We start from the raw sequence: 26076 nt of genomic DNA on the forward strand, positions 1-26076 counted from the left end.
ACGGGGTATCACGTCGTCACCTTCGGAGGTCAGCCATGAGTGAAGCGCAACCGGCACCCAGCGACGGGGAGGGCGACGTCAAGCGGAAGTTCCGCGAGGCGCTGGAACGGAAGCAGGCCAAGGCGCGGGACGGGGCCGCGCACGAGAACGCGGGGCAGCAGAGCCAGCACGCGCACGGACCCGCGGCGAACAAGCGGACGTTTCGGCGGAAGAGCGGCTGATCGCCGTTCCTGAGGGTGGCGTGGGGCACCCCGGAGCTTGAGTGTGACTACGGGCGGAGGGTGCTTGTCAAGGCGGGAAAGATGCCTTGACAAGCACCCTCCGCCCGTGTTTTGGCTTCGTATCGGGGTGCGGGGGTGGTGTGGGCGCCTCGCTCGTCGGGTGCACTGGCTGCGGGTGGGTGGGCGGGGCTAGCGCCCCCAATGTGGCATTGGGTGCGTCAGATGCACCCAATGTGGCGTTCGGTGCGTGGGACGCACCCAATGCCGCATTGGGGCGCATCCCGGCGAGCTCAGATCGGGCTAGCGCGGGGCGGGCGAGCGCATTCCGGCGAGCGCGGGGCGGGCGGGCGAGCGCATCCCGGGCGAGCGAGCGCGGGCGGGCGCATTCCGGCAAGCGCGGGGCGGGCGGGCGAGCGCATCCCGGGCGAGCGAGCGCGGGCGGGCGCATTCCGGCAAGCGCGGGGCGGGCGGGCGAGCGCATCCCGGGCGAGCGCGGGTGGCGGGCCGTGAAGGGCTCCTTGAGGGAATCCAAGTCCGTGAAGGGGCCCCTCACGACCGGCACGACCGGTGGTGGGTCGTGAGGGGAACCCTGAAGGAATCTGCTTGGGTTCTAGTGGTGGTTGCAACGCCTGAGTTGGGCAGGGGTTGCAGTGGTCGTGGTCGGGCGTGGTCGGGCTCCGCGGGGCCGGGTGAGGCTGGCGGCGGAACGCCGCCGCTATTTTGATCTTGTGGCGGAGGGCGTGGGCACGGTCGAGGCGTGCCGCAGGGTCGGGGTCGACCGCAGGACCGGGCACTATTGGCGGCACGGGCGACCGAGCCGGGCGGGCGCGACCGCGCGCCCGGCCGCGCGGCCCGGGCCGGACTCGGGCCGGTTCCTGAGCGCGGGCGAGCGGATCGCGATCGCGGACGGGCTGGCGGCGGGCCGCTCGCGGCGGGCGATCGCGGCCGAGCTGGGCCGCAGCCCGTCCACGATCAGCCGGGAGATCGCCCGCAACGCCCGCCCCTGCGGCGACTACCGGCCCCACGCCGCCCACGACCTCGCCCGGGCACGGCGCCCGCGACCGAAAACAGGCAAGATCGCGGCCTGCCCCGAACTGCGGGACCGGGTGCAGGCGATGCTGACCGACAAATTCAGCCCGGAGCAGATCGCCGCCCGGCTGCGCCGCGACCACCCCGACCGGCCGGAGCTGCACGTGACCCACGAAACGATCTACCAGGCCCTCTACGTCCAAGGCCGCGGCGAACTGCGCCGCGAGCTGGCCCGCGCCCTGCGCACCGGCCGCACCATGCGCAAACCCCGCGCCAGCAGCGAACAACGCCGGCCCCGCTTCGCCGAACCCATGGTCATGATCAGCGACCGGCCCGCCGAAGCCGCCGACCGCGCCGTCCCCGGCCACTGGGAAGGCGACCTGATCATCGGCAAGGACAACGCTTCCGCCATCGCCACCCTCGTCGACCGCTCCACCCGCTACACCCTGCTCGTCGCGCTGCCCGACGGCCGCGGCGCCGACGCCGTCCGCGACGCCCTCGCCGACACCGCCGCGACCCTGCCCGCACACCTGCGACGATCCCTGACCTGGGACCAGGGCAGCGAAATGGGCCGCCACCACGAATTCACCGTCGCCACCGGCATCCCCGTCTACTTCTGCGACCCCCACAGCCCCTGGCAACGCGGCAGCAACGAAAACACCAACGGCCTGCTGCGCCAGTACTTCCCCAAAAGCACCGACCTCTCAGTCCACACCCCCGAACACCTCGCCGCCGTCGCCGCACAACTCAACCGCCGACCCCGCAAAACACTCAACTGGGACACCCCAGCCGAACGCCTCGCTACACTCCTCGCCGAAACCAGTTGAACCACCCGCGTTGCAACAACCCCTCGAATCCACCCTGATTCCCGCAGGGTTCCCCTCACGTACTCGGCGGAGCTACACCGTGAGGATCGAGCGCAGGCGGCCGACGTCGGTCATCCGGCGTTCGGCCAGGCGGTCGGCAGCGGCGGCGGGCGGTACGCCGTCGTCCTTTGCCAGGTCGTACACCGCTTTCGTCGTGTCGAAGATGGCCGCCGTTTTGCGCTGGGCGCGGGCGAAGTCGAAGCCGTGGCGTTCGTCGTCCACCTGGATGACGCCGCCCGCGTTCACCAGGTAGTCGGGGGCGAAGAGGATGCCGCGGTCGTCCAGGAGCTTGTCGACGCCGGGGTGCGCTAGCTGGTTGTTCGCCGCGCCGCACACGATTTGCGTGCGCAGGGCGGCGACTGTCTCGTCGGTGAGCACGCCGCCCATCGCGCAGGGGGCGAAGACGTCCAGTTCGGTCCCGATCATGGCGTCCACATCGGACACCACCTCGACCCCGGGGTACGCCGCGCGGGTGCGTTCCACCGCGCTGGGCGCGACGTCGGTGATCACCACGTGCGCGCCGGCCTCGACGAGGTGGCCGACGAGGATGTGGCCGACCTTGCCGACACCCGCGACGCCGACGCGGCGGCCGGTCAGTTCGGGTACGCCCCAGACCTGGTCCGCGGACGCGCGCATTCCCTGGTACACGCCGAAAGCAGTGAGCACCGAGGAGTCGCCTGCCCCGCCGTCCTCAGGGGAACGTCCGGTGACGTGCCGGGTTTCGCGGGCGACCACGTCCATGTCGCGGACGTACGTGCCCATGTCGCAGGCGGTGATGTAACGGCCGCCGAGCGATTCCACGAAGCGGCCGTACGCGCGCAGGAGCGCTTCGGACTTCAGCGTGTTCGGGTCGCCGATGATGACGGCCTTGCCGCCGCCGAGGTCGAGGCCGGCGAGTGCGTTCTTGTACGCCATTCCCTTGGAGAGCGCGAGAACGTCGTCGAGAGCGGCGTCCTCAGTGGCGTAGGGGTAGAACCGGGTGCCGCCGAGGGCCGGGCCCAGAGCGGTGGAGTAGATGCCGATGATGGCTTTCAGCCCGCTGGCCTCGTCGTGGCAGAACACGACTTGTTCATGGCCGGTGTGACGGCCGAACACGCCTTCGGTCACGGTGGTGACTCCTTTGTCTCCCACGCGGCTCGTGGCCGCGCAAATGTGTGAACGGTGCGCACCGGGGAACGGGGGTTGCCCGTCCCGCAGTGCACACCGTCAACCTACTTCGCCGTTCTCCGGGCCACCACCCGCATCCCGGGAGCTTCACCCCAGATCCGCGACAGCTTCCCGAAGCGTGGAAATCGCGGTCTCGAGCTGTTCATCCGACAGGTACGGCGCGGGTCCGAACCGGAGGCAATGGCCCCGGCTGTCGGTCCGCACGCCGCGCGCGGACAGGCGTTCGCACAGCTGCCCGGCGACCGGGCTGCGCAGCGAGAGGAAGCCGCCGATGCCGTCGAGCGGGGTCTCGCGGTCGCGGGTGACGACGTCGTCCGGAAGACCGAGGCTGTCGAAGCAGCCGGCCAGCAGGCCGACCTGGTGCTGCGAAACCTCGCGCAGGAACTCGGCGGTGAGTCCTTGCTCGGCGAAGAATTGCTGCACTCGTACGCCGCGGTAGTGGCTCGACGGGTCGTAAGTGGCTCCGGCGAACCGGTCGCCGCCGGGTGCGTACGCGACTTCGTCCGGCCGGCGTTCGTCGGCGAGGGCGCCGAATTCCGCGTACCAGCCGGTAATCACCGGGCGCAGCTCCTGTGCGTGCGCGGGCAGGCGCAGGAAGCAGTTGCCCTCGCCGAGCTGCAGGTACTTGTAGCCGCCGCCGAGCACCCACGCGTTGGTGAGGCCGAGGTCGTGCAACGAAAACGGGACCGCGCCGACCGCGTGGTAGGCGTCGACGACCAGCTCGACCGAGCGGCTCCGGCACGTGTCAGCCAGATGCGCGAGGCCCGGCACGATCCACGACGTCTCGAACAGCACCGCCGACGTGAGCACCGCGGCAGTGCGGTCGTCGACCTGCTCGGCGAGCCGTTCGGCCAGCGTCGCGACCGGCGCGGCGGGCACGCGGACGACCTCGACGCCCTCCTCGGCCAACCGGGTGAGCTGGCGGCGCAGGGTGTGGAATTCCCCGTCCGTGGTCACCAATCGCGGCCGCTTCCGCAGCTCGATCGCGGACAGGAACCGCAGCACGAGTTCGTGCGTGTTCTGGCCGAGCGCGTAGTCGCCGTGCGGATCGGACAGCCACTGCCGGAACCCGTTCCGCAGTTCGCCGGCCTTCGCGAACGCCCGGCCCCACTTCTCGTCCACCTCCTCCGCGGCGTCGGCGAACGCTTCGCGCAGCCCCTCCTCGGCGACGTCCGGCCAGGCCTGGTGCGAATGCGCGGACAGCAGCAGCCGGTCGGCGACGCGGAACCGCGAATAGTGCGGGGCGAGTGCGTTTTCCTTGGCGCGCAAGGACTCCACTGTGGTCACAACCGGCTCCGGACAGCCCACAGGTCCGGGAACATCGGGTTGAACAGCGTGGTGCGCAGGTAGGCCGCGCCGGACGAACCGCCGGTGCCGGTCTTGTCGCCGATCGTGCGTTCGACCATCTTCACGTGCCGGTAGCGCCATTCCTGCAGGCCCTCGTCGAGGTCGACCAGCGCCTCGGCGAGCACCGACGGGCCGCCGTCGTCCTGGTAGACCTTCAGCAGCACTTCCTGCAGTTCCGGCGACGGCTCCAGCGGACGGGTCACGTCGCGGCCGGTGGCGACCGGATAGCCCTTTCCGGACAGATACGTCAGGAACGAGTCGAACACCGACGGGCGGCGCATCGCGTCGGCGATCCGGGTGCGCTGCTCGCCGCCGTCCGGGTAGTGCGCGAAGACGCGCTCGTCGCGGCGGCCGAGCACCGCCTCCAGTTCGCGGAACTGGCCGGACTGGAAACCGCTCGAAGCGTCGAGGCGGGCGCGGAAGCTGGTGAACTGGCTGGGCGTCATCGTCTCCAGCACGTCGATCTGCGCGACCACCACCTTCAGCACGGTCAGGATGCGGCGCAGCGTGCGGATCGAATGCGCGGTCTTGCCCGCTTCGAGGCTTTCCTGCAGGAACTCGGCCTCGTGCAGGATCTGCTTGAACCACAGTTCGTAGACCTGGTGGATCACGATGAACAGCAGTTCGTCGTGTTCGTCCGAGCGCGGGCGCTGGGCGCCGAGCACCTCGTCGAGGGCCAGATAGGACGTGTAACTGAGTGCGGCCTGGGTGTCGTCGGTTCCGGTCATCGGGTTCCTCATCTCGTGGACAGGGTTCGGTCGAAGTGGCGCTGGGCGGGTGGCGCGAGCGCCGAGTACAGGTCGTGGAACAGCTTGACCGCCGCGGCCCTGGTCTCCGGCGCGGGGATCAGCTCGGCAGGCAGTTCCGGGTCCAGTGAAGGGAATTCGCGATAGGTGTGCACCAGGCGGGTGCGCACGGCGAACGCTTCCGGATCGCCGAGCTCGCGCGGGCAGTCGCCGAATTCCGCGACGAACGCGGCGTAGCGGGCGGACAGTCCGTCGAGGTCCCAGGCCCGTCCGGCGAGCCGGCGCACGTCCAGCGCGGCGGACGGCGTGCCGAGCATCAAACCGGCGTGTTCGGCGACCTCGAGTTCGGTGAGCAGGGCGAGCACCTCGGCCTCGCGGTCGTGCGGGGCGAGCCAGGTGCCGTCCTGGACCGGGCCGAAACCGAGGAAGCGCAGCCGCCGCACCAGCCGTTCGCGGGATTTGCGCCGGGTTTCCGGGATGTTCTGCCACAGCACGGTCCAGGTCCCGGCCGGTTCGTCGCGGCGGCCGAGGCCGAAGATGCGCCGGTCGCCGTCGTCGAGCAGGGCGACCGTGCGCGCGGTCAGCGAGTAGTGCACCAGCCTGCCCTCGCGGTGCCGCGACAGCAGGCCGCGGCGCACCAGCCGGGTCAGCGCGATCCGGGCCGCGCCGTCGGAGAACCCCAGCTCGTGCAGCAGCGCGACGAGCCCGCCGGACCACACGCGCCTGCTCTCGCGCGGGCGCACGTAGCTGCCCAGCAGCGTCATCACGAGCTCCTGGGGCGTGCGGGCGGGTTCGGTGTCGGGCACGAGCCAACTCTATACACCTCAGCCCGCTGCGGTGTAGCTTTCGGGAGTGAGCAGTTTTTCCGACCGAGTCGTCGTGGTCACCGGCGGCACCCGCGGCATCGGCGCGGCCGTCGCCGAGCGCTTCCGCGGCGCCGGTGCGACCGTGCACTCCCCCGGCCGTGCCGAATGCGACGTCACCGACGAGGCCGCCGTCCGCGCGTACTTCGCCCAGCTCGGACCGGTCGACGTGCTGGTCAACAACGCGGGGGTGTCCTCGAGCGCGCCGCTGGCGAAGACCGGCCTCGACGACTGGCGCGGCCAGTTCGAGGTGAACGCGACCGGTGCGTTCCTATGCACGCGCGAAGTGCTGCCGGGAATGCGCGAACGCGACTTCGGGCGGATCGTCACGGTCGCGTCGACCGCAGGTCTGGCCGGGGCGCGCTACACCTCGGGCTACACCGCGTCGAAGCACGCGGCGGTCGGCCTGATGCGCGCGGTGGCGGCGGAAGTGGTCGGCACGGGCGTCACGTCGAACGCGGTGTGCCCGTCGTTCGTGCGCACCGACATGACCGCGACCTCGGTCGCTCGGATCCGCGAGCGCACCGGCCGCGACGAGGCCGACGCGGAAGCCGCGCTCGCCGCCGCGTCCCCGCTCGGACGGCTGCTCGAACCCGGCGAAATCGCGTACGCCGTGGAGTTTTTCGCCGCCCCGGAGGCGGCAGCGATCAACGGACAGACCCTCGTACTCGACGGTGGAGGAATCCAGAAATGAGCCCGTTCCGCGCCAGTGTCCCGCTCACGAAATCGTGGGAGCACTTCGAGTTCACAGTGGACGACGGAGTCGCGACGGTGACCTTCGACCGGCCGGAGAAGCTCAACGCGCTCACCTTCGACGTCTACGCCGACCTGCGCGACCTCGTCGCCGAACTGCCGCACCGCGGCGACGTGCGGGTGCTCGTGCTCACCGGGAAGGGCCGTGGGTTCTGCTCGGGCGGCGACGTCGAGGAAATCATCGGCGAACTCCAGAAAATGGACACCGCGGAACTGCTCGAATTCACCCGGATGACCGGCGCGGTGGTGAAAGCCATGCGCGAGACGCCGATCCCGATCATCGCGGCGATCAACGGCGTCGCGGCGGGCGCCGGTTCGGTTCTCGCGCTGGCGAGCGATTTCCGGCTGCTGGCCGAATCGGCGAAGTTCGCGTTCCTGTTCACGAAGGTCGGCTTGGCGGGCGCGGACATGGGTTCGGCGTATCTGCTGCCGCGCTTGGTCGGCCTCGGCCGCGCGACGGAACTGCTGATGCTGGGCGACAAACTCCCCGCCGCGCGCGCCGAGGCGATCGGACTGGCGAACCGGGTCGTGCCAGACGCCGAACTGGCCGGTGAGGCCGCCGCGCTAGCGCGCCGCCTCGCGGACGGTCCGGCGCTGGCGTACTCGACCACGAAGGTGCTGCTGACCCGCGAACTCGACAGCGACCTCGGCAGCTCGATCGAACTGGAAGCCATCACGCAGGCGTTGCTGATGACCGCCAAGGACCACAAGGAGTTCTACGCCGCCTGGGCCGCGGGCCGCAGTCCACAGTGGACCGGACGCTGATCAGGCCCGGGTCACCGAGACCTGGAGTTCCGTCACCCAGTCGTCGCGGTTTTCCGGGCACTCCAGGTTGACCTCGCGCGGGTAGCCGGCCGACTGGTAGCCGTTCGCGTCGATCCAGCGGGCCAGAGCCTGGGCCGCTGGATCGATCGTCTCCATGGAACCGCGGTGCACGATGGTCGCCGCGTGCTCCAGCGACGGTAGGTCGAGGACCCGGATGTCGCCGTCCCGCAGCGGGGCGGAAACCTCGACGGCGGCGTGGACGACGACCTTGCCGTCGCCCTCCGGGACGTCCTCGTAATAGGCCACCCCAGGGCCGGTGCAGGCGATGCCCGCCGCCTCCATTCGCCGGAAAAGCTCGTCGTAGAGCGGTCCGATGACGGGACCGATGTCCTCCGGCTCGAAACTCGCGGCGATCGCGGTCAGCTCCGCGACCCGCACCGCGGGGACGTTCTTGACGACGACGTCGTTCTCGGGCATGTGCCCCTCGCTTTCGATCGCTCGGAGCCTCGCCTCGACCCGGACCAGCCGAGCCGCCGCGGCTGCCATCGCCGCTTCCAGGTCGGCCCGGCGCAGCCGCAGCATGGTGCCGAGCTGCTCAGTGGTGACCTTCTCGTCGAGGATCTCCTGCACCTGCTGGAGAGTGAAGCCGAGATCCTTGAGCGCGATGACGCGGTTGAGGCGCGCCAACTGGGCGGCGGCGTAGTAGCGGTAACCGGTGGCGAGGTCGACCTGAGCCGGGCGCAGCAGCCCGGTCGCGTCGTAGTGCCGCAACATGCGGACCGAAACGCGGCCGTGGCGGGCGAAGTCTCCGATACTGAACATGACGCCTTCGAGTTCACCGCCTGACACGGTGTGAGAGTCAAGAAGCCTTTCAGAGATCCGTGTAGGCGATCGCGTTCTCTTCCAGAGACCCGAACCACAACCGGCCGTGATACTCGCGGATGCCCACCAGCAGGTGGAATCCCGGGATCTCGCCGCGCAATTCCCGCACCACCGCGCCCGCCGGGGTGACGGCGACGGCGCCCACCTGGCGTTTCGGGGCGGGCTGCAGGGAATCCGGCAACGCGCGCACCGCGGTCCGGACCGCCGTGGGCAGGCGGCGCACGACGTCGAGGGCGCGGAGGCGCGGGCTGGCCTCGGTGATCCAGATCAGCCCGTCCGAACCGGTCGCGATGTTGTCCGGGAAGCCCGGCAGGTCGTCGATCAGGACGTCGCGGTCGCCCGCGCGCGGTCCGGTCAGCCAGACCCGGCTGACCCGGCACGCGCCGGTTTCGGCGACCGCCACATAGGACTCGTCCGGCGGCAGCGCGACGCCGTTCGCGAACTGGAGACCGTCGGCTAACAGGTCGATGTGCCCGTCCGGCGTGCGGCGCAGCAGCCGTCCGCCCGCGGTCTGTTCGATGAGGTCGTCGCGCCAGTTGTCGATGCCGAAGCGGCGCGAGGAATCCGTGAAGTAGACCGTTCCGTCGGCGGCGACCGCGGCGTTGTTGCAGAACACGAAGTCCAGCCCGGCCCCGGACGTCGCGAGGGTCGTGGTCTCGCCGCCGGCCAGCGGCATGGTCAGCAAACCGGCGCGGGCGTCGCAGATCAGCAGCTCGTCGTCGCCGTACAGCTCCAGCCCCAGCGGGCGGCCGCCGGTGTCGCCGAGCAGGTCGATCCGCCGTCCGTCCGGCGATACGCGCAGGATCCGGCCGTCGTCGACGCCGGTGTAGACCCGGCCCTCGGCGTCCACGACCACGTCTTCCGGACCGTGCCCGTTCACCGGCACGATGGTGACCTCACCGAACTGCACGCCGGCCTCCTACCGGTAGCTGAGCAGCCGCGCGTTCTCGCCTTCGAGGTGCGGATGCTCGTTGAAGGACAACAGGTTCACGCCGCCGCGGCCGGACGTCAATTTCGTGATACCGGTGTTCACGGTGACGCGGTTCAGCTTCAGCAGGCCGGGCCCCGGCGTGCCCAGCAACGCCCCGGCGACCGCGCCCAGCACGCCGCCGGAGGTGAACACGAGCCCGTTCTCGCCCTTGCCCAGCGAACCGGCCAGCTCGGCCAGCGCCGCCGTGCAGCGGCCGAGGAAAGCGGGCCAGCTTTCCGTGCACGGGCCGCTGTCGCCGGAGTCGACCCACGCGGTCAGCGCGGCGTCCAGCAACCGCTGGTACTCGCGCGGATCCTCTTGCGGCGCGCCGCCCGCGTGGTGCGCGGCGATGTCGACGTGGTCGTATTCGTTCCAGCGTTCGTCCTCGATCGCCGGAACGTCGCAGCCGAGGGCCTTCAACGCCGTCGCCGCGGTGTCCCGCTGGCGCGCCAGCGTTCCCGAGCGCACCTGCGCGAACTCGACCCCGCGCCGTTTCAGCTCCGCGCCGACCAATGTGGACTGTTCGAACCCCAGCGGCGACAACGCGTCGTAATCCGCCGCGCCGAACGACGCCTGGCCGTGCCGGATCAGGTAAATCGCACCCATTTATGCCGTCCCGTCAGGAAAACATCCGCAGCAACCGGCCAGGAGCCAAGCGTACCGCGAGACTCAGCGGCACCCAGGGCCACGAAGGCACGTACGCGCGCTTCGGTTCCGCTTCGATCGCCTTGACCAGCGCGTGTGCACCGGCTTCGGCCGACACCATCAGCGGATTGCGTTTGGTCGAGCGGGCAGTCATCTCCGAACTGATATAGCCGGGCCGCACGTCGGTGACCGTGATGCCGTGGCTGCTCAGCTCCAGCCGCGCACCGTCGGCGAACGCGGAGATCCCGGCCTTCGACGCGGAGTACGCGGTGAGATTCCGGGGAAAACCGCGCAGCGCCATGAACGACGAGATCACCGCGAGGTGCCCGTCGCGCTGTTCGCGGAAAATGCCCGCTGCCGCCTCGATCTGAGCCACCGCGCCGACGAGATTGGTCTCGAGGGTCTGCCGGTTGGCGTCGAACCGTCCCGCGCCGACCGGCTGTCCCTTGCCGAGCCCGGCGTTGACGATCACGCGGTCGAGCCTGCCGAGTTCCGCCCGGAATTCCTCGAATACCTGGAAGACGCGGTCGTGGTCGGTGACGTCGAGCGCGCGCGTGGCGACGGTGATCCCCGGGTACGCGGCACGCAGCTGTCCGGCCAAGTCGTCGAGCCGTTCGGTACGCCGGGCGCACAGCGCGAGATTGCGGCCGCGAGCGGCGAACTGCCGGGCCATTCCCTCGCCGAGACCGGAGCTGGCTCCGGTGATCAGGATGTTCTGCCGCAAGACCATGCCCGGAGCCTACCCGCTGGTAACCGCACCTGGCGGTTCGTGTGATCCCGTCGAAGGCCCGGGAGAAAACCGAAGGAGTTTCGCGCTCGCCGCGGCGGATGACCGGTGGCCCGGCCTCTGGGGGCATGCCGGGCCACCGGTTCCGGGCGCGGCCGCCGGCCGGGCGCGGGGCGCGGTCCGCGCTGCCGGGGCCGAGGCTCCGGACGCGCCGGGGGCGGCGCGTTCCGTCCTGGCCATGGAAGCGCGACCGCGCAGGTCACGGCAATGGTTCCCAGTTGCCAGTACTAGCCCGTTCGTCCGAATGGCACGGCGGTACAACCTGGTCGGACGGCTGCTACCGTGCCTGTGTCGGGCTCGGCACGGTCGGTTACCAGCGGGGGCGGGCGGCGGGACATGACGCAGCGGCAGGCGGACCACGCCGGTCCGGACACCGACGGAGGTGCCCGGACCGCGTTCGCGAGCGCGCTGCGCGCCGCGATCGGAGCCAGCGGGCTTTCCCTGGACCGAATCCAGGCACGGCTGCGCGCGCGGGGCGCGACGGTCAGCGTCACCGCGCTCAGCTACTGGCAGTCGGGCAAACGCCAGCCGGAGCGGGCCGGATCGCTTTCGGCGGTGCGGGTGCTGGAGGAAATCCTCGACGTACCCGACGGCGCGCTGCTCGGTTTGCTGCCGCCGCCCCGTCCGCGCGGCGCGAGCAGACGCGACCGGGCGGGCGAGGAACCGGTCACCTTCACCCGCGAAATCCTGCAGCCGCTGCTCGAACGCGTCGGCGCGCCCGACGCGCTGGACCAGCAGCACCAGCTGAAGCTGATCGGCCTGCACGACCGCTGCGACATCGCGGCCGACGGCGGCCAGCTCTCGGTCACCTCGCGCGCGGTGTTCCAGTCCGGTGCGGACGGTCAGGACCGCTGGCTGCTGGTGTACGCACAGGGCGACGCGACGGCGGTGCCCGACTTGCAGCCGGTGCGCAACTGCCGCGTCGGCCGCGCCGAAGTGGACGACGACCACGGCATCCTGGTGGCCGAACTGCTCTTCGACCGCGCGCTGGAACGCGGCGAAACGCACCTCATCGAGTACACCCTGCGCAACTCCGGGCCGCCGTACCCGCAATGCCGGGCGACGCACTACCGGGAATTCCGCCGCCCGGTCCGCGAGTACCTGCTGGAGATCCGCTTCGACCCGACCGCGGTGCCCGCCCGGTGCTGGCAGTACGCGAACGCCACTGACGAAGCACCGGCCCGGCGCCGGTTGCGGCTCGACAGCGGCAACGGCGTGCACGCGATCGCGCTGGATTTCGGGCCGGGGATCTTCGGCATCGGCTGGGGTTCGTGACTCCGGTAGCTGAGGTCCGCGAGCTGACCGTCGCGGTCGACACCGGACAGTGGCGCGAGACGGTTCTGGACTCGGTGTGTTTCGCGGTGCCAGCGGGACGGATCACCGCGTTGCTCGGCGAATCCGGATGCGGCAAATCGATGGTCGCGGCGGCGTTGACGGGTTCGCTTCCTTCGGTGGCGCGCAGCTCGGGAGACGTGCGGATCAACGGCACCGTCGGCCTGGTGCCGCAGTCCGGGGTCACGGCGTTCGCTGCGGAGCGAACCGTCGGCGCGCAGCTGGACGTGCGTCAGCAGCTCTATCGCGGACGGAGCGTCGAGGACGCCTGCAAGGCAGCGGTCTGTCCGATGGAGACGCTGGAGCTCTTTCCCCACCAGCTTTCCAGCGGGCAGGTTCAGCGCGCTGCGCTCGCGGCGGCCTTGCTGTCCGAACCGGACCTGCTCGTTGTGGACGAACCCAGCGCCTCGCTCGACTGCGGCACCGCGTACGACGTGTGGGCCAGCCTGCGCGCGTACGCCGACACCGGTGCTGCCGTCATGACCATCACCCACGACGGCCCCCTGCTGCTGGAGACCGGGGTCGCCGACGCGATGGTGTTCCTGCGCGACGGGCGAACCGTCGCCGCCGGGTCCCCCGCCGAAATCCGCTCTCTCGCCGATCCCTACGTGCAGGGTTTCTTCCCCTGACCGCGCTCAGCTCAGCTTGGTCCGCAACACCTTCCCGGTCGCGTTGCGCGGCAATTCGTCCAGGAACTCCACGTCCCGCGGCACCTTGTAGCGCGCCAGGTTCGCCTTCACGTACTCGCGCACGCCGTCCTCGTCGAGGGTCGAGCCCTCGGTGCGCACCACGAACGCCTTGAGCCGCTCGCCGAAGTCCGGGTCCTCGACGCCGATCACTGCCGCCTCGAGGACGTCTTCGCGCTCCACCAAGAGGTTCTCCACCTCGATCAGGAACACGTTTTCGCCGCCGGAGACGATCATCTCGTCGTCGCGGCCGTCGATGAACAGGAGGCCGTCCTCGTCGAAGTGGCCGACGTCGCCGCTGGAGAGCAGGCCGTCGATGATTTCCTTGTTGCGGCCGTCGGTGTAGCCGCCGAAGCTGAGCCCGCTGCCGACGAACACCCGCCCGGTCACGTGCGGCTCGGTGATCTTGGTGCCATGTTCGTCGTACAGCGCCACGCGACAGCCGACCGGCGCGCGGCCGACCGTGCCGGGTGCGCGTTTCCAGTCCTCCGGCGTCGCGACCGTCGCCACCGCGACCTCCGTGGAGCCGTACAGGTTGTGCACGACGTCGCCGAATTCCTCGTTCGCCCGGTTGCCGAGATCCGGCGACAGCGCGGACCCGGCGACGAAGATGATCCGCAGGCACGACGTGTCGTACCGGTCGCGGACCTCCTTCGGCAGGTCGACGATCCGCTGCAGCATCGTCGGCACCAGAACGAGCGCGGTGCACCGGTGCGTGGCGACGCCCTTCAGCGTGGCCTCCGGGTCGAACTTCCGGCGCATCACCACCGTGCAGCCGAGCGCGAAGCTGAGGATGAACTGCGACAGCCCGGTGCCGTGGAACAGCGGCGCGCCCATGAAGGTCGCTTCGCCGGAGCGCAACGGGATGCGGTCCAGGAACTGCGCCGACGCCAGCGCGGACGTGTGCGGTCGCGGCGCGCCCTTGGGGGTGCCGGTGGTGCCGCTGGTGAGCAGGACGAAACCGCCGGGTTTGACGGGCGCGGGCAGCGGGCGGTCGTCGGTGCTGGCGATGATCTCGGCGAGCACCGGGATCTCGTGCCCGCCCGGTTCGTCCACCCAGGCCAGGTACCGGTCGACGTTCTCGTCGATCGCGTCGAGCAGGCCGGTGAACTCCTGGTCGTAGACGAGCGCGGTGACGCCCTCGCGCTGGGCGACGTCGGCGAACTGCGGTTTGGCGAACCCGGTGTTCATCAGCAGCAGCCGCGCGCCGAGCTTGCCCGAGGCGGCCATCGTGAGCACGAGCCCGCGGTGGTCGCGGCACAGCGCGGCGATCACCGAACCGGGGCCGAGCCCGCGCTGCGACCAGGCGCGGGCGAGCGCGTTGGACTGGTCGTCGAGCTGCTTGAAGGTGAGCGGGCCGAGGTCGTCGACGATCCCGACGGCCGTCGAATCGCGCCGCGCGGCGATGTGGTTCGCGCCGGCGAACGGGCCGTACTTGCGGATCGCGACGAGGGAACGCAGGCCCTCGTCGAGCCGGGGAAACGGCACCAGGCCGGCGCGGCGCATCACCTCGACGCTGCGCACGGTCTCGGTCAGCTTGCCTGCCACCTGGCCGGCCAGCTCGGCCACACTCATCCGGGCACCTCCATTGCTGCGGCGGGAGCGCCCACGCCGACGGTCTCCGTACCGCCGGTATGGGAGTTACTCGACAGTAAAGCAAGGCCCGTCCGCGCACCAGTGCCCGGCCGGGGAGGAAATCTCCCACGCCGGTCACGGACCGTCCGGGAAGCGCTTCGAGAGCCGGTGCGCAGAAATTGTCGGTGCTGGTCCGCACAATGGGACGGTGCAGGTGATCACCGGCCGGGAGGAGGACTCCGGCTACACGATCGAGGGCCCCGCGGGGACCCTCCGCGGGCTTTCGCGCGCCGACTGGGCCGACGAGGTCCGCCGGCTGGAGGCGGCCGAGAGCCCGCGCTGGGTGCTGCCCTCGGCCGAGGAGATCTATCCCACGCTGATCAAGGCCGGGGTGCGGCTGGGGCGCTGCCACGACCTGTCGCTCGCCGAAGGGCTGCTGCTCGCCTACGAGGGCAGGGACGGCGAATCGCGCAGTTTGCGGGCAGCGTGGGCCCGGGCGAACGGGGAGGAACCGCCCGACGACGGCCCGGCCTTCGGCGAGGACGCGCAACCCACGCTGTTCTCCCCGCGCGGCCCCGGACTGCCGCCGGGAGTCACCGTCGCCGCGGCGGCCCGGCGAGTGCTGGCCGAACAGGAGAAACGCGTCGCCGCCACCGAGGCCCCCGCGCGGATGCGGCTGCTGCTCGCGGCCGAATCCGCCAGCGCACTGGCCGCCGCGGAAATCTCGGCCGCCGGGCTGCCCTGGCGCGCCGACCGGCACCTGCAGCTGCTGGAAGAACGCCTCGGCCCGCGCGTACCCGCTGGTCAACGCCCGAAAGTCTTGGTCGAGCTCGCCGCGAAAATCTCCGCGGCGCTGGGCGGTCGGCCGGTCAATCCCGATTCCTCGGCCAGCGTCGTCCGCGCGCTGGCCAGGGAAGGCATCGAAATCCCGGCGGCGCGGAAGTACCTGCTGCAGGACATCGACCATCCCGCGGTCGCGCCGCTGCTGGAGTACAAGGAGCTGTCGCGGCTGCACTCGGCCAACGGCTGGGCGTGGCTGGACGAATGGGTAGCCGACGGACGCTTCCGGCCGCATTACGTGGTCGGCGGCGTGGTGTCCGGCCGGTGGGCTACCCGGGGCGGCGGGGCGCTGCAGATCCCGCGCGCGCTGCGCTCGTGCGCGTCCGCGGATCCCGGCTGGAAACTCGTCGTCGCCGACGGGGCGCAACTGGAGCCGCGCGTCCTCACCGCGCTGTCCGGCGACCGCCGCTTGGCCGAAGTCGCCGCGGCCACCGATCTGTACGCCCGGCTGGCGGAAGCGTTGTTCTCCGGCACCCGCTACGTCCCGCTCCGCCCCGGAGACACGCGAGACGACCGTTCCCGCGCGAAAATCGCCATGCTGTCCGCGATGTACGGCGGCACCTCCGGCGAGGCCGGTCCGCTGCTCGCGTTGCTGCGCCAGCGTTTCCCGGACGCAGTGTCCTATGTGGAGCACGCCGCTGCGGCGGGCGAACGAGGCGAACGGGTCCGGTCGCGGCTGGGCCGTACTTCTCCGGCTCCGTCTGCTGCTTGGCGTGCTTTGACCGGCGGGCTCACCGAAGACGAGGCAACAGAAACCCGCGCGCGGCGGGCGTCGCGCAGTTGGGGCCGGTTCACGCGGAATTTCGTGGTGCAGGCAAGTGCGGCCGACCTGACGGCGGTCTTGCTGGCGACTTTGCGCGGTCGGCTGCCCGAACCGGCGCATCTGGTGTTCTTCCTGCACGACGAGGTGATCGTGCATGCCCCTGCGGAGCTGGCGGATGAGGTCGCGGAAATCGTGGAGACAGCGATCCAGGAAGCGGCCCGGCTGGTTTTCGGCGAGGCGTGCCCGGTGCGATTTCCCATGGAAGCGAAATCGGTGGACAATTACGCGGAGGCGAAGTGATCAGCTGACTCATGTTTCCCAGCAACCACGTGGCGGCACCCGGGAAATCCGTTCGGGGGACGCGGGGTTGCCGTCGGTCGCACTCGCTGCGGAACATTCCACCGCAAAGGCGCTATCCGCCGATCGGAAATGATCAGTACCGTCGTGCGCCATGGCGGGGAGAAAAACACAACGCACACTTGGCAGCTTCTGGAGCTCTCTTGCCTTTATCGCGGTCATCGCCCTGTGGGCGATCCCGTCGATCGGGCCGGGCGTCGCGAACACCAGGAAGAACGAGTTCTGCCGCAACAACGCCAACGGCATCCTGCTCGGTTGTCACATCCGGCAGCACAAATGGCAGAAGCTCGCCATGGCGGTCAAGGAGCAAGCACCGGCGAAGGCGCTCCGAAGAATGCTCAGCAACCTGAGCGGAGTGGCGGCCTCGCTGTCCGCCGTCGCGGGCACGATTTCCGCCAGCGCTGCCACCGTCACTCTCCTCGTGAAGTGACGGCTACGCCAGCGCCTCGTCCAACGCCTTCGTGATCCGCTTCAACGACACCGGATGCGCCGTCCCCAGTGTCTGCGCGAAGAAGCTCACCCGAAGCTCCTCGATCATCCACCGCACCTCCGCCAGCGCGGGCGACGACGTTCCCGGCGGCAGCGTGGCCACCGCGTCCTCGTACTCCTTCGTGATCCACGCGACGTCCGCCATCCGCTGCAGGTCGCGTGTCTGCTCCAGCGGCAGCTTCTCCAGCCGCCGCTCGATGCCGCGCAGATACCGGACCACGTTGGGCAGCCGGGCGGCGCCGGTCTCCGTCACGAAGCCCGCGTGCACCAAACCGTCCAGCTGACGGCGGATGTCCGCCAGCGATTCGGCCGGGCCGCGAGTGTCCGCGAGACGAGTCTCCACGTCGATGGCCGCGCGCAGGATCCGCTCGACCTCCGTCAGCACTTCCAGCACCTTCGGGTTCAACCCAGCGCGCACCTTTTCCAGCAGCGCCGCGAAACCCGCCTCGTCCCAGACCGGGCCGCCCGCCGCGGCCATCAGTGCGTCGACCGCGCAGTCGACGCAGTCCTCCAGCAGGCCCGCGACGCTGCCGTGCGGGTTGCGGTTCAGCACGAGCTTCGAGGAGTTCGACAGCGACCGCGTAATGAACTTCATCGGCGAGTTCAGGTTCAGCCGCAGCATCCGCCGCGTGCCGGACCACATCGCGTGTTGCTGTTCGGCAGGCGTGTCCAGCAGCCGCACAGCCACCGACGCGCCCTCGTCCACCAGCGCCGGGTACGCCTTCACGTCGTGGCCGCGCCGGGTCGACGCGAACACCTTCGGCAGCTCGCCGAACGACGGCTGCACCAGGCCGGCCTTCTCGATGCTGTTGGCGGCCTTGGAAATCGTCTCCCGCACGCGCGGCGCGAGACGGCGCTTCAGCTCGTCCAGGTCCTTGCCCTCGGCCACCCGCTTGCCGCGCTCGTCCACCACGCGGAAGGTGATCCGGAGGTGGTCCGGCACCGTCGAAAGGTCCCACGCCGTGTGCGGGATGTCGATGCCGCGCATCGCGTGCAGTTCGTCGCCGAGGATGTCGAGCAGCGGACCGTCCGAAGGGGACATTCGCGTCAACGCGTCGGCAGCCGTGTCCGGAGCCGGGACGAAGTTGCGCCGCAACGCTTTCGGCAGCGATTTGATCAGCTGCGTCGCCAGTTCGCCGCGCAGACCGGGCACCTGCCAGTCGAAACCGTCCGGCGTCACCTGGTTCAGCACCGGCAGCGGGATGTGCACGGTCACGCCGTCGGCGTCTGCTCCGGGCTCGAACTGGTAGGTCAGCTTGAAAACGTGCGTGCCCTGCGTCCACGAGTCCGGGTAGTCCGATTCGCGGACCGCGCCCGCGACCTCGTTGATGAGCATGGACTTCTCGAACGACAGCAGGTCCGGCTCGTTCCGCCGCGCCTTCTTCCACCAGCTGTCGAAATGCCGCACGGACACGATGTCCTCGGGCACTCGCGCGTCGTAGAACTCGTACAGCGTCTGGTCGTCCACCAGGATGTCGCGCCGCCGGGCGCGGTTCTCCAGGTCCTCGACCTCGTCCAGCAGCGCCCGGTTCTCGGCGAAGAACCGGTGGTTCGTGTGCCAGTCGCCCTCGACCAGCGCGTGCCGGATGAACATCGCGCGCGAGATCTCCGGGTCGATCCGGCCGTAGTTCACCCGCCGGTCGGCGACGAGCGGCACGCCGTAGAGCGTCACCTTCTCGGTCGCCATCACCGCGCCCTGTTTGCGCTCCCAGTGCGGCTCCGAATACGAACGCTTCACGACGTGCTGCGCGAGCGGTTCGACCCAGTCCGGCTCGATCCGCGCGTTGACCCGGCCCCACAGCCGCGACGTCTCCACCAGCTCCGCCGACATCACCCAGCGCGGCTGCTTCTTGAACAGCGCCGAACCCGGGAACACCGAGAACCGGGCTCCCCGCGCGCCGAGGTAGTCGCCCTTCGCCGGGTCCTTGAGCCCGATGTGCGACAGCAGCCCGGAAATCAGCGCCGTGTGCACGTGCTGCGGTTCGGCGGGCGTGGTGCTGAGCGTGATGCCGAGCGGTTTGGCGAGCTGGCGCAGCTGGCCGAAGATGTCCTGCCACTCGCGGATCCGCAGGTAGTTCAGGTACTCGGTGCGGCACATCCGGCGGAACTGGTTGCCGGTCAGCGTCTTCTGCTGTTCGCTGACGTACTCCCACAGCTTGAGGTAGGAGAGGAAGTCCGAGGTCGGATCGGCGAACCGGGCGTGCTGCGCGTCGGCGGCCTGCTGTTTCTCCGCGGGCCGTTCGCGCGGGTCCTGAATGGACAGTGCGGCGGCGATGATCATCACCTCGCGCACGCAGCCGTTCTGCGCGGCCTCCAGCACCATCCGGCCCATCCGCGGGTCCACCGGCAGCAGCGCGAGCTTGCGGCCGACCTCGGTGAGCTTCGAGGAATCGCCGGTCTCGAACGCGCCGAGTTCCTGCAGCAGCTGGACGCCGTCGGTGACCTGGCGGCGGTCCGGCGGCTCGACGAACGGGAACGCGTTCATGTCGCCGAGGCCGAGCGACGTCATCTGCAGGATGACCGACGCGAGGTTCGTCCGCAGGATCTCCGGATCGGTGAACTCCGGCCGCGATTCGAAGTCTTCCTCGGAGTACAGCCGGATGCAGACGCCGTCCGAGGTACGCCCGCACCGGCCCTTGCGCTGGTTCGCCGACGCCTGCGAAACCGCCTCGATCGGCAGCCGCTGCACCTTCGTGCGGTGGCTGTAGCGCGAGATGCGCGCGGCGCCCGGGTCGATCACGTATTTGATCCCCGGCACGGTCAGCGACGTCTCGGCGACGTTCGTGGCCAGCACGATCCGCCGTCCGGTGTGCCGCTGGAACACGCGGTGCTGATCAGCCGCGGACAGCCGCGCGTACAGCGGCAGCACCTCGGTGTTCCGCAGCTCCAGCCGGTTCAGCACGTCCGCGGTGTCGCGGATCTCGCGTTCCCCGGAGAGGAACACGAGGATGTCGCCCGGGCCTTCGCCGGACAGCTCCTGGACCGCCTCGGCGATCGCCTGCGTCTGGTCGCGGTCCGGGTCGCCCTCGGGATCGTCCGGGTCCACGAGCGGCCGGTAGCGCACCTCGACCGGGTAGGTCCGGCCGGAGACCTCGACGATCGGCGCGTCGTCGAAGTGCCGCGAGAACCGCTCCGGGTCGATGGTCGCCGAGGTGATGATCACCTTCAGGTCGGGACGGCGCGGCAGGAGCTGCTTGAGGTAGCCGAGGATGAAGTCGATGTTGAGGCTGCGCTCGTGCGCCTCGTCGATGATCAGCGTGTCGTACTGGCGCAGCATCCGGTCGGTCTGGATCTCGGCCAGCAGGATGCCGTCGGTCATCAGCTTGACCAGGGTGTCCTGGCCGGACTGGTCGGTGAACCGGACCTTGTAGCCGACGGTGTCGCCCAGTTCGGTCTTCAGCTCGCTGGCGATCCGGTCGGCGACCGTGCGCGCGGCCAGCCGGCGCGGCTGGGTGTGCCCGATCTGCCCGCGCACGCCGCGGCCAAGCTCGAGGCAGATCTTCGGCAGCTGCGTGGTCTTGCCCGACCCGGTCTCCCCCGCGACGATCACCACCTGGTGGTCGCGGATCGCGTCGCCGATCTCGTCCTTGAGCCTGCTGACCGGCAGCTCGGCGGGGTACTCGATCTTCGGCACGCTTTCGCGGCGCTGCTGCACGCGCAGCAGCGCCGTTTCGACGTCGGCGGCGATGCGCTCGGCCGTCTGCTGCTTGTCGCGAGACCGGCGCGCGCCGTCGAGACGACGGCGCAGCCGGTGCTCGTCGCGCAGCATCAATTCGGGCAGCTGGGCGCGCAGCTCTGCGAAGGGGGCTGGAGTGGACATACTTGGGCCAAGGATAGCCGTGCGTGACCGTCGTGGCTTCCGAATATGCCGCGAGCGACAGCCCGGCGTCCCCCGCTCACGGCACCGGGGCCGGACGCGGCCGCACGAGCTTGGCCGGAAGCAGCCAGGTCAGCCGGTCCGAGCGGAGCACGGCGAGCGGGCCGATCACGGCCAGGAGCAGCACGTACCCGGCGACGAACGGGGCCACCCGCGAGTCCAGCCCGGCCGCGGTCGCCATCGTCGCCAAGACGAGCGAGAACTCGCCCCGGGTGAGCACGGTCAGGCCGATGTTCACGCCCTCCTGCCGATCGAAGCCGTGCAGCCGGGCGGCGAACGCGCCGGCGGCGAGGTTCAGCACCAGCGTCAACACGACCGCGGCGAGCACCGGGAGGACGACCGTGCCGACCGCGCCCGGGTCGATCGACAGCCCGAAGATGAAGAAGAACAACGCTCCGAACGCGTCCCGCAGCGGCAGCACGAGCTTGTGCACCCGCGGCGCGACCTGGGAATTGCCGAGCATCATCCCGACCATGAACGCACCGATCGCGTCGGACACGCCCACCTCCTCGGCCACCGCGGCGCCGAGCACGGCCACGCCGACGAAGCAGACGGTGAGCAGTTCGTCGTCCGCCGAACCGAAGAGCCGCGACACGAGCCGTCCGCCCCAGCGCGCCAGTGCGGCGAGCACGAGCAGGAAGCCGAACGCCTTGCCGAAGTCGGCGAGCGCCGCGCCGAAGCCGTCCGCACCGCTGAGCACCGGCTGCAGCAACGCCAGGTACAGCGCGAGGAACAGGTCTTCGAGCACGACGATGCCCATGATGAGGCGGGATTCCCGGTTGTTCATCCGCCGGGTTTCCAGGAGCAGTTTGGTGACGATGGCCGACGAGGAGATGCCGATCGCGCCGGCGATCACCAGCGCCTCGCGCGTGCCCCAGCCGAGCGCGAAGCCGAACGCGAGCCCGCCGCCGATGTTCAGCACGAGGTAGGCCACCCCCGCGCCGGCGAGTCTGGCGCCGCCGCGGGCGAGGTCGTCGAGCGAGAACTCCAGTCCCAGATAGAAGAGCAGGAATACGAGACCGAGCCCGGCCAGTACGCCGAACTCGGCCGGATCGTCCACAAGGGACAGTCCGGGGGTGTGCGGGCCGAAGACGAAACCGGCCAGCATGAACAGGGGAATCGTGGGCAGCCCGATCCGGGCGCCGACGCGGGCAAGGGCGCCGGCGGCGAGAAACGCGCCGCCGACGGCCAGCAAAGCATGACCGTTGCTCATGAAATCCTCTTGAGAGCCGGGTACAGGCGGGAAACGAGTACTCAGCAACCCGGAGGAGCGCGTGCCGCGGCGGGCGCGGGCGCGCGGTCCAGTTCGACCGGCGGCGCGGCGGAAAACGGGACGGTGCACCAATCCGGCCGGGCGAGGCGGATCTCGCCGGGGGCATCGGCGAGCGGCAGCGGATGCGCGGCGACGAGATGCGGGCCCTGTTCCTGGACCAGGGCGGGTTCGGCGTCGTGCGGGCGCGGGCCCGCCGGTCCTGGCCCGGGGACGGCTACGCCGAGCAGGAGCAGCGCGGCGAGCAGCAGGACGAGGATGGACCGGTGCCGCGGCGCGGGAGCGGCGGCAGCAGTCGTCATCTCGGGACGAGTTTATCATGTCTTTAAGGTTTGCCGGGAGCTCCACCGCGAGTCCACAGTAGACAGATGACTGCCGGATCCCGTGGCCCCGGTCGTTTTCCGGTCCGCTTCAGGCAACCTTCATCGTCCATAGTGGACCATGGATGTTCACATCCGTGAAAAATTTTCGTATCCCTTGCCTCGCCGCTTCACGCTCGGTTATCGTGGCGCTACGCCGCAGCAGTACCCGGAACCGGTTCATTCGCCGGTCCGGCCGCCTTGCCCACGTACCGCGGAAAGGGATTCCCCCCATGCGCAAGACGATGCGGCCCGCGCTGGCCGCCGGTCTCACGGCTGCCTCGGCCCTCGCTCTCGTCCTCAGCACTCCCGCTCTCTCGGCCGCCGCCGTGCCCGCCCCGCTCGCCGCCTCGGCGTCCTCGGTGCTCGGCTCGGGCGGCGACCTCGCGTCCCCGGAGAAAAAAGAGATCGCGATGCAGCTGGTGTCGAGCGCGGAAAACTCGTCGCTCGACTGGAAGAAGCAGTACTCCTACATCGAGGACATCGGCGACGGACGCGGGTACACCGCGGGCATCATCGGGTTCTGCTCCGGCACCGGCGACATGCTCGAACTCGTGCAGGCCTACACCAAGTCCGTGCCGGACAACCCGCTGGCGAAGTTCCTGCCCGCGCTGGAAAAAGTCAACGGCTCCGATTCGCACGAAGGTCTCGGCACAGCCTTCGAAAGCGCGTGGAAGCAGGCCGCGGGCACCGAGGAATTCCAGGCCGCGCAGAACAGCGAGCGCGACCGCGTGTACTTCGACCCGGCGGTGAACCAAGGCAAGTCCGACGGTCTCGGCGCGCTCGGCCAGTTCATCTACTACGACGCCATCGTGATGCACGGCCCCGGCACGAGCACTGACAGCTTCGGCGGCATCCGCGACGCCGCGCTGTCGAAGGCGAAGCCGCCGTCCCAGGGCGGCGACGAAACCGCCTACCTCAAGGCGTTCCTCGACGCGCGCAAGGTGGTCATGAAGAAGGAGGAAGCGCATGCGGACACCTCCCGCGTCGACACCGAGCAACTGGTGTTCCTCAACGACGGCAACCTCGATCTGCACACGCCGCTGAAGTGGAAGGTCTACGGCGACCCGTACGAGATCAACTGAGCCCGCAGCAGGTTCTCCACTCCGCCTCCGCGTGGGACCGCGACGGCGACCGCTGGGTACGGGAGCTCGGCCCGTACCCAGCGGACGTCGGCGCGCAAGGAATCGGCGTTGCGCGCGAAGGCCGGTTCGGCGTTCTTCCTGCACGTGTCCACTGGCGGACCGACCGCAGGCTGCGTGGCTCTCGTACAAGACGACCAGCTCGCGGTGCTGCGCTGGCTCGATCGCGCGCATTCATCGCAGTAACTGATCGGCCGTCCGTGTGTTGACGACCCGGTCCGGTCCGATGCCCGCCTTCTCCGCGCGCTCGCAGCCGTAAGCCTGCCAATCGAGCTGGCCGGGCGCGTGCGCGTCGCTGTCGATCGCGAACTCGCAGCCCAGCTCGACGGCCTGGCGCAGCAACCGCATCGGCGGGTCGAGCCGGTCCGGCCGCGAGTTGATCTCCACCGCCACGCCGTTCTCCCGGCACGCGGTGAACACCTTCTCCGAGTTGAACTGCGACTCCGGCCTGCTGCGCCCGCCGACCAGCCGTCCGGTGCAGTGCCCCAGCACCCGGACGTGCGGGTTCTCGACGGCGGCCAGCATCCGCGGTGTCATCTCCCGCGCGGGCATCCGCAGTTTCGAGTGCACGCTCGCCACCACGAAGTCGAGCCGGTCCAGCAGCTTCTCGGTCTGGTCGAGCGCGCCGTCGTCGAGGATGTCGACCTCGATGCCGTGCAGCAGGCGAAACGGCGCCAGCTGCTCGTTCACTCGCGCGACCTCGTCCATCTGCGCCCGCAGCCGTTCCGGAGACAGCCCGCGCGCGACGGTCAGCCGCGGCGAGTGGTCGGTGAGCACGATCCACTCGTGCCCCAGGTCGCGTGCCGTCTCGGCCATCTCGAGGATCGGGCTGCCGCCGTCGGACCAGTCGGAGTGCGTGTGACAGTCGCCGCGAAGTGCCGTACGCAGTGCACCGCCGTCCGGCAGCTTGCTTTCGGGCAGCTTCGTCGCGTACGCGGGCGTACGGTCGTGCCACGCGTCCTCGATGACGCCAGCAGTGGCTTTGCCGATCCCCTTCAACGCCTGAAGCGTCTTCGCGCCGACGCGCGACGCCAGCTCGTCTTCGGAGAGCCTGTCGACCACAGCGGCGGCCTGACGGAACGCGCGCACGCGGTAAGTCGGTTCACCGGCGCGCTCGAGCTGGAAGGCGATGTCGCGCAGCGCGCGGACCGGGTCCATGCCTCCTGTTTTACCCGCTCAGCCGCGGCGAGGCAGCTCGTGCAGCTCGACGTCGCCGAGACGGCCGTTCTTGATCTCCGCGGTCTGGTAGGTGCAGAACGGCTGCCGCCGCCGGTCGGTGGGCGAGCCGGGGTTGAGCAGTCGCAACCCGCCGGGCGTCACCGTGTCCCACGGGATGTGGCTGTGTCCGAAGATCAGCACGTCGACGTCCGGATATAACGCGTCGCAGCGAGCCGCGCGACCCTTCGCGTCGCCGGTTTCGTGGACGACCGCCACCCGGACGCCCTCCAACGTCTCCCTCTCCACCTCGGGCAGACGTTTCCGCAGTTCAGGACCGTCGTTGTTGCCGTACACGCCGATCAGCCGCGCGCTGCGGGCTTCAAGAGCGTCGAGGGTGTCCACGTCGACCCAGTCGCCCGCGTGCACCACGACGTCGGCCTTCGCGACCTCGTCCCAGACCTGCGCGGGCAGTTCCTTCGCCCGCTTCGGCAGGTGGGTGTCCGCGACGAGCAGCAACCGCACGCCGTCACTCCTCCCCGATCGCCTCGAGCACGTGGTCGAGGAACGCCGCGATGTGCGCGCGCAGCAGCTCGGCCGCGCCGTCCTCGTCGCCCTTCCGCGCGGCGGCGAGCACCGCCTTGTGCTCGTTCCATTCCTTGCGCCAGCTGGGATTCGCGTCCCAGCCGACCACGGTGATCAGCGCGGCGCGGTCGCGCAGGTCGTCCAGCATCGACACCATCAGCGGGTTGCCGCAGCCCGCGTACAACGCACGGTGGAACCGCCGGTTGAGCAGGCTCAACGTGGTCTGGTCGGCATCCGCGGCCGACGCTTCCTTGAGAATCTGGGCAGCCTCGTCGAACGACGCCCGGTCCGCCGCCCGCACCGCGCGGCGCAGCGCTTCCGGTTCCAGCACCATCCGCACGTCGTAGACCGACCGCGCCAGCTCCGCGTCGACCACGCACACCGACGCGCCCTTGTACGGGCTGAACGTGACCAGCCCGGTGTTGGACAGCACCTTGAGCGCCTCGCGCACCGGCGTCTTCGAGACCCCGAGCCGCGCGGCCAGCTCCGCCTCCACCAGCTGCTGACCGGGCACCAGCTCGCGGGCGAGAATGCCGCGCCGGATCTCCTCCAGCACCACCTCGGTGCGGGAGGCGGGGAGGCTGAACGTGGACGGCATGCCGACC

General features: G+C 70.1%; 25 protein-coding genes. 10 read left to right on the forward strand and 15 right to left on the reverse strand.

Annotated elements, in window-relative coordinates:
* Window positions 1-35 precede the first annotated feature (35 nt).
* Both DMP23_RS06615 and DMP23_RS06620 read left to right on the forward strand, forming a co-directional pair.
* Complete coding sequence (locus DMP23_RS06615) at window positions 36-221, forward strand: DUF5302 domain-containing protein (RefSeq protein ID WP_037820589.1); 186 nt, start codon at window positions 36-38, stop codon at window positions 219-221.
* Window positions 222-916: 695 nt separating this feature from the next.
* Window positions 917-2077, forward strand: a complete 1161-nt coding sequence (locus DMP23_RS06620) for an IS30 family transposase (protein WP_443111332.1) — start codon at window positions 917-919, stop codon at window positions 2075-2077.
* A 72-nt stretch (window positions 2078-2149) separates the two neighbouring features.
* Here the strand turns inward: DMP23_RS06620 and DMP23_RS06625 are convergent, their stop codons facing one another.
* The 4 genes from DMP23_RS06625 to DMP23_RS06640 all read right to left on the reverse strand — a co-directional run bounded on the left by DMP23_RS06625 (window position 2150) and on the right by DMP23_RS06640 (window position 6140).
* Window positions 2150-3223: a Glu/Leu/Phe/Val dehydrogenase dimerization domain-containing protein gene (locus DMP23_RS06625; RefSeq protein WP_037817468.1), complete on the reverse strand. Its 1074-nt coding sequence runs from the start codon at window positions 3221-3223 to the stop codon at window positions 2150-2152.
* Window positions 3224-3370: 147 nt separating this feature from the next.
* Complete coding sequence (locus DMP23_RS06630; protein WP_337820462.1) at window positions 3371-4570, reverse strand: kynureninase; 1200 nt, start codon at window positions 4568-4570, stop codon at window positions 3371-3373.
* A complete protein-coding gene (locus DMP23_RS06635; protein ID WP_337820463.1) occupies window positions 4567-5358 on the reverse strand; it encodes a tryptophan 2,3-dioxygenase in 792 nt (263 codons plus the stop codon). The genes DMP23_RS06630 and DMP23_RS06635 overlap by 4 nt, the downstream gene beginning before the upstream one ends.
* An 8-nt stretch (window positions 5359-5366) precedes the next feature.
* On the reverse strand, window positions 5367-6140 hold the full coding sequence (locus tag DMP23_RS06640) for a PaaX family transcriptional regulator (RefSeq protein ID WP_051173119.1): 774 nt from the start codon (window positions 6138-6140) through the stop codon (window positions 5367-5369).
* Between the two features lie 88 nt (window positions 6141-6228).
* Here DMP23_RS06640 and DMP23_RS06645 point away from each other — a divergent pair, with 88 nt between their 5' ends.
* Window positions 6229-6933: an SDR family NAD(P)-dependent oxidoreductase gene (locus DMP23_RS06645; protein ID WP_337820464.1), complete on the forward strand. Its 705-nt coding sequence runs from the start codon at window positions 6229-6231 to the stop codon at window positions 6931-6933.
* Window positions 6930-7757 (forward strand): enoyl-CoA hydratase family protein, encoded by an 828-nt coding sequence (locus DMP23_RS06650; protein ID WP_134730530.1) that lies wholly within the window; start codon window positions 6930-6932, stop codon window positions 7755-7757. The genes DMP23_RS06645 and DMP23_RS06650 overlap by 4 nt, the downstream gene beginning before the upstream one ends.
* On the opposite strand, the gene DMP23_RS06655 is transcribed toward DMP23_RS06650, so the two are convergent.
* The 4 genes from DMP23_RS06655 to DMP23_RS06670 are packed head-to-tail and all read right to left on the reverse strand — an operon-like array spanning window position 7758 to window position 10984.
* The gene (locus DMP23_RS06655) at window positions 7758-8579 is read right to left on the reverse strand and encodes a MerR family transcriptional regulator (RefSeq protein WP_134730529.1); all 822 of its coding nucleotides are present in this window, start codon (window positions 8577-8579) and stop codon (window positions 7758-7760) included.
* Between the two features lie 49 nt (window positions 8580-8628).
* Window positions 8629-9549: an SMP-30/gluconolactonase/LRE family protein gene (locus tag DMP23_RS06660; protein WP_134662505.1), complete on the reverse strand. Its 921-nt coding sequence runs from the start codon at window positions 9547-9549 to the stop codon at window positions 8629-8631.
* A gap of 9 nt (window positions 9550-9558) precedes the next feature.
* Window positions 9559-10215 (reverse strand): histidine phosphatase family protein, encoded by a 657-nt coding sequence (locus DMP23_RS06665; protein WP_337820465.1) that lies wholly within the window; start codon window positions 10213-10215, stop codon window positions 9559-9561.
* Window positions 10216-10228: 13 nt separating this feature from the next.
* A complete protein-coding gene (locus tag DMP23_RS06670; RefSeq protein ID WP_043838937.1) occupies window positions 10229-10984 on the reverse strand; it encodes an SDR family oxidoreductase in 756 nt (251 codons plus the stop codon).
* 393 nt (window positions 10985-11377) lie between these two features.
* Here DMP23_RS06670 and DMP23_RS06675 point away from each other — a divergent pair, with 393 nt between their 5' ends.
* Both DMP23_RS06675 and DMP23_RS06680 read left to right on the forward strand, forming a co-directional pair.
* Window positions 11378-12316 carry a hypothetical protein gene (locus DMP23_RS06675; RefSeq protein WP_337820466.1) on the forward strand — a complete coding sequence of 313 codons (939 nt, stop codon included), beginning with the start codon at window positions 11378-11380 and terminating at the stop codon, window positions 12314-12316.
* Entirely contained in the window at window positions 12313-13002 is a 690-nt protein-coding gene (locus DMP23_RS06680) for an ATP-binding cassette domain-containing protein (RefSeq protein WP_337820467.1), read from the forward strand. Before DMP23_RS06675 ends, DMP23_RS06680 begins: the two co-directional genes overlap by 4 nt.
* A gap of 6 nt (window positions 13003-13008) precedes the next feature.
* On the opposite strand, the gene DMP23_RS06685 is transcribed toward DMP23_RS06680, so the two are convergent.
* Entirely contained in the window at window positions 13009-14634 is a 1626-nt protein-coding gene (locus DMP23_RS06685; RefSeq protein WP_337820468.1) for an acyl-CoA synthetase, read from the reverse strand.
* Between the two features lie 208 nt (window positions 14635-14842).
* On the opposite strand from DMP23_RS06685, the gene DMP23_RS06690 reads away from it, so the two are divergent.
* Both DMP23_RS06690 and DMP23_RS06695 read left to right on the forward strand, forming a co-directional pair.
* The gene (locus DMP23_RS06690; protein WP_337820469.1) at window positions 14843-16537 is read left to right on the forward strand and encodes a bifunctional 3'-5' exonuclease/DNA polymerase; all 1695 of its coding nucleotides are present in this window, start codon (window positions 14843-14845) and stop codon (window positions 16535-16537) included.
* A gap of 151 nt (window positions 16538-16688) precedes the next feature.
* The gene (locus DMP23_RS06695; protein WP_337820470.1) at window positions 16689-17024 is read left to right on the forward strand and encodes a hypothetical protein; all 336 of its coding nucleotides are present in this window, start codon (window positions 16689-16691) and stop codon (window positions 17022-17024) included.
* Window positions 17025-17027: 3 nt separating this feature from the next.
* On the opposite strand, the gene hrpA is transcribed toward DMP23_RS06695, so the two are convergent.
* From hrpA to DMP23_RS06710, 3 genes are all read right to left on the reverse strand, one after another.
* Window positions 17028-20903: an ATP-dependent RNA helicase HrpA gene (gene hrpA, locus DMP23_RS06700; RefSeq protein ID WP_337820471.1), complete on the reverse strand. Its 3876-nt coding sequence runs from the start codon at window positions 20901-20903 to the stop codon at window positions 17028-17030.
* Between the two features lie 76 nt (window positions 20904-20979).
* Window positions 20980-22173, reverse strand: a complete 1194-nt coding sequence (locus DMP23_RS06705) for a cation:proton antiporter (protein WP_037817486.1) — start codon at window positions 22171-22173, stop codon at window positions 20980-20982.
* Window positions 22174-22214: 41 nt separating this feature from the next.
* Complete coding sequence (locus DMP23_RS06710; RefSeq protein ID WP_238604937.1) at window positions 22215-22532, reverse strand: hypothetical protein; 318 nt, start codon at window positions 22530-22532, stop codon at window positions 22215-22217.
* Between the two features lie 290 nt (window positions 22533-22822).
* Between DMP23_RS06710 and DMP23_RS06715 the strand changes: the two genes are divergently transcribed.
* Both DMP23_RS06715 and DMP23_RS06720 read left to right on the forward strand, forming a co-directional pair.
* Complete coding sequence (locus DMP23_RS06715; protein WP_337820472.1) at window positions 22823-23674, forward strand: chitosanase; 852 nt, start codon at window positions 22823-22825, stop codon at window positions 23672-23674.
* 108 nt (window positions 23675-23782) lie between these two features.
* The gene (locus DMP23_RS06720) at window positions 23783-23917 is read left to right on the forward strand and encodes a hypothetical protein (RefSeq protein WP_337820473.1); all 135 of its coding nucleotides are present in this window, start codon (window positions 23783-23785) and stop codon (window positions 23915-23917) included.
* On the opposite strand, the gene DMP23_RS06725 is transcribed toward DMP23_RS06720, so the two are convergent.
* The 3 genes from DMP23_RS06725 to DMP23_RS06735 are packed head-to-tail and all read right to left on the reverse strand — an operon-like array spanning window position 23906 to window position 26069.
* Entirely contained in the window at window positions 23906-24889 is a 984-nt protein-coding gene (locus DMP23_RS06725; protein WP_337820474.1) for a PHP domain-containing protein, read from the reverse strand. The two genes, DMP23_RS06720 and DMP23_RS06725, sit on opposite strands and share 12 nt — an antisense overlap.
* A gap of 18 nt (window positions 24890-24907) precedes the next feature.
* On the reverse strand, window positions 24908-25411 hold the full coding sequence (locus DMP23_RS06730) for a metallophosphoesterase family protein (RefSeq protein WP_337820475.1): 504 nt from the start codon (window positions 25409-25411) through the stop codon (window positions 24908-24910).
* A 4-nt stretch (window positions 25412-25415) separates the two neighbouring features.
* On the reverse strand, window positions 25416-26069 hold the full coding sequence (locus DMP23_RS06735) for a GntR family transcriptional regulator (protein WP_337820476.1): 654 nt from the start codon (window positions 26067-26069) through the stop codon (window positions 25416-25418).
* Window positions 26070-26076: the final 7 nt, after the last annotated feature.

It is taken from the genome of Amycolatopsis sp. A1MSW2902 (assembly GCF_017312175.1).
Lineage (GTDB): Bacteria > Actinomycetota > Actinomycetes > Mycobacteriales > Pseudonocardiaceae > Amycolatopsis > Amycolatopsis nivea.

Bases quoted from the DNA above. Each gene is read 5' to 3' on its own strand.
- DMP23_RS06615 (WP_037820589.1), top strand. From the start codon at position 36: ATGAGTGAAGCGCAACCGGCACCCAGCGACGGGGAGGGCGACGTCAAG.
- DMP23_RS06635 (WP_337820463.1), bottom strand. From the start codon at position 5,358: ATGACCGGAACCGACGACACCCAGGCCGCACTCAGTTACACGTCCTAT.
- DMP23_RS06640 (WP_051173119.1), bottom strand. From the start codon at position 6,140: ATGACGCTGCTGGGCAGCTACGTGCGCCCGCGCGAGAGCAGGCGCGTG.
- DMP23_RS06650 (WP_134730530.1), top strand. From the start codon at position 6,930: ATGAGCCCGTTCCGCGCCAGTGTCCCGCTCACGAAATCGTGGGAGCAC.
- DMP23_RS06655 (WP_134730529.1), bottom strand. From the start codon at position 8,579: ATGTTCAGTATCGGAGACTTCGCCCGCCACGGCCGCGTTTCGGTCCGC.
- DMP23_RS06665 (WP_337820465.1), bottom strand. From the start codon at position 10,215: ATGGGTGCGATTTACCTGATCCGGCACGGCCAGGCGTCGTTCGGCGCG.
- DMP23_RS06670 (WP_043838937.1), bottom strand. From the start codon at position 10,984: ATGGTCTTGCGGCAGAACATCCTGATCACCGGAGCCAGCTCCGGTCTC.
- DMP23_RS06675 (WP_337820466.1), top strand. From the start codon at position 11,378: ATGACGCAGCGGCAGGCGGACCACGCCGGTCCGGACACCGACGGAGGT.
- DMP23_RS06685 (WP_337820468.1), bottom strand. From the start codon at position 14,634: ATGAGTGTGGCCGAGCTGGCCGGCCAGGTGGCAGGCAAGCTGACCGAG.
- DMP23_RS06695 (WP_337820470.1), top strand. From the start codon at position 16,689: ATGGCGGGGAGAAAAACACAACGCACACTTGGCAGCTTCTGGAGCTCT.
- hrpA (WP_337820471.1), bottom strand. From the start codon at position 20,903: ATGTCCACTCCAGCCCCCTTCGCAGAGCTGCGCGCCCAGCTGCCCGAA.
- DMP23_RS06705 (WP_037817486.1), bottom strand. From the start codon at position 22,173: ATGAGCAACGGTCATGCTTTGCTGGCCGTCGGCGGCGCGTTTCTCGCC.
- DMP23_RS06710 (WP_238604937.1), bottom strand. From the start codon at position 22,532: ATGACGACTGCTGCCGCCGCTCCCGCGCCGCGGCACCGGTCCATCCTC.
- DMP23_RS06715 (WP_337820472.1), top strand. From the start codon at position 22,823: ATGCGCAAGACGATGCGGCCCGCGCTGGCCGCCGGTCTCACGGCTGCC.
- DMP23_RS06725 (WP_337820474.1), bottom strand. From the start codon at position 24,889: ATGGACCCGGTCCGCGCGCTGCGCGACATCGCCTTCCAGCTCGAGCGC.
- DMP23_RS06735 (WP_337820476.1), bottom strand. From the start codon at position 26,069: ATGCCGTCCACGTTCAGCCTCCCCGCCTCCCGCACCGAGGTGGTGCTG.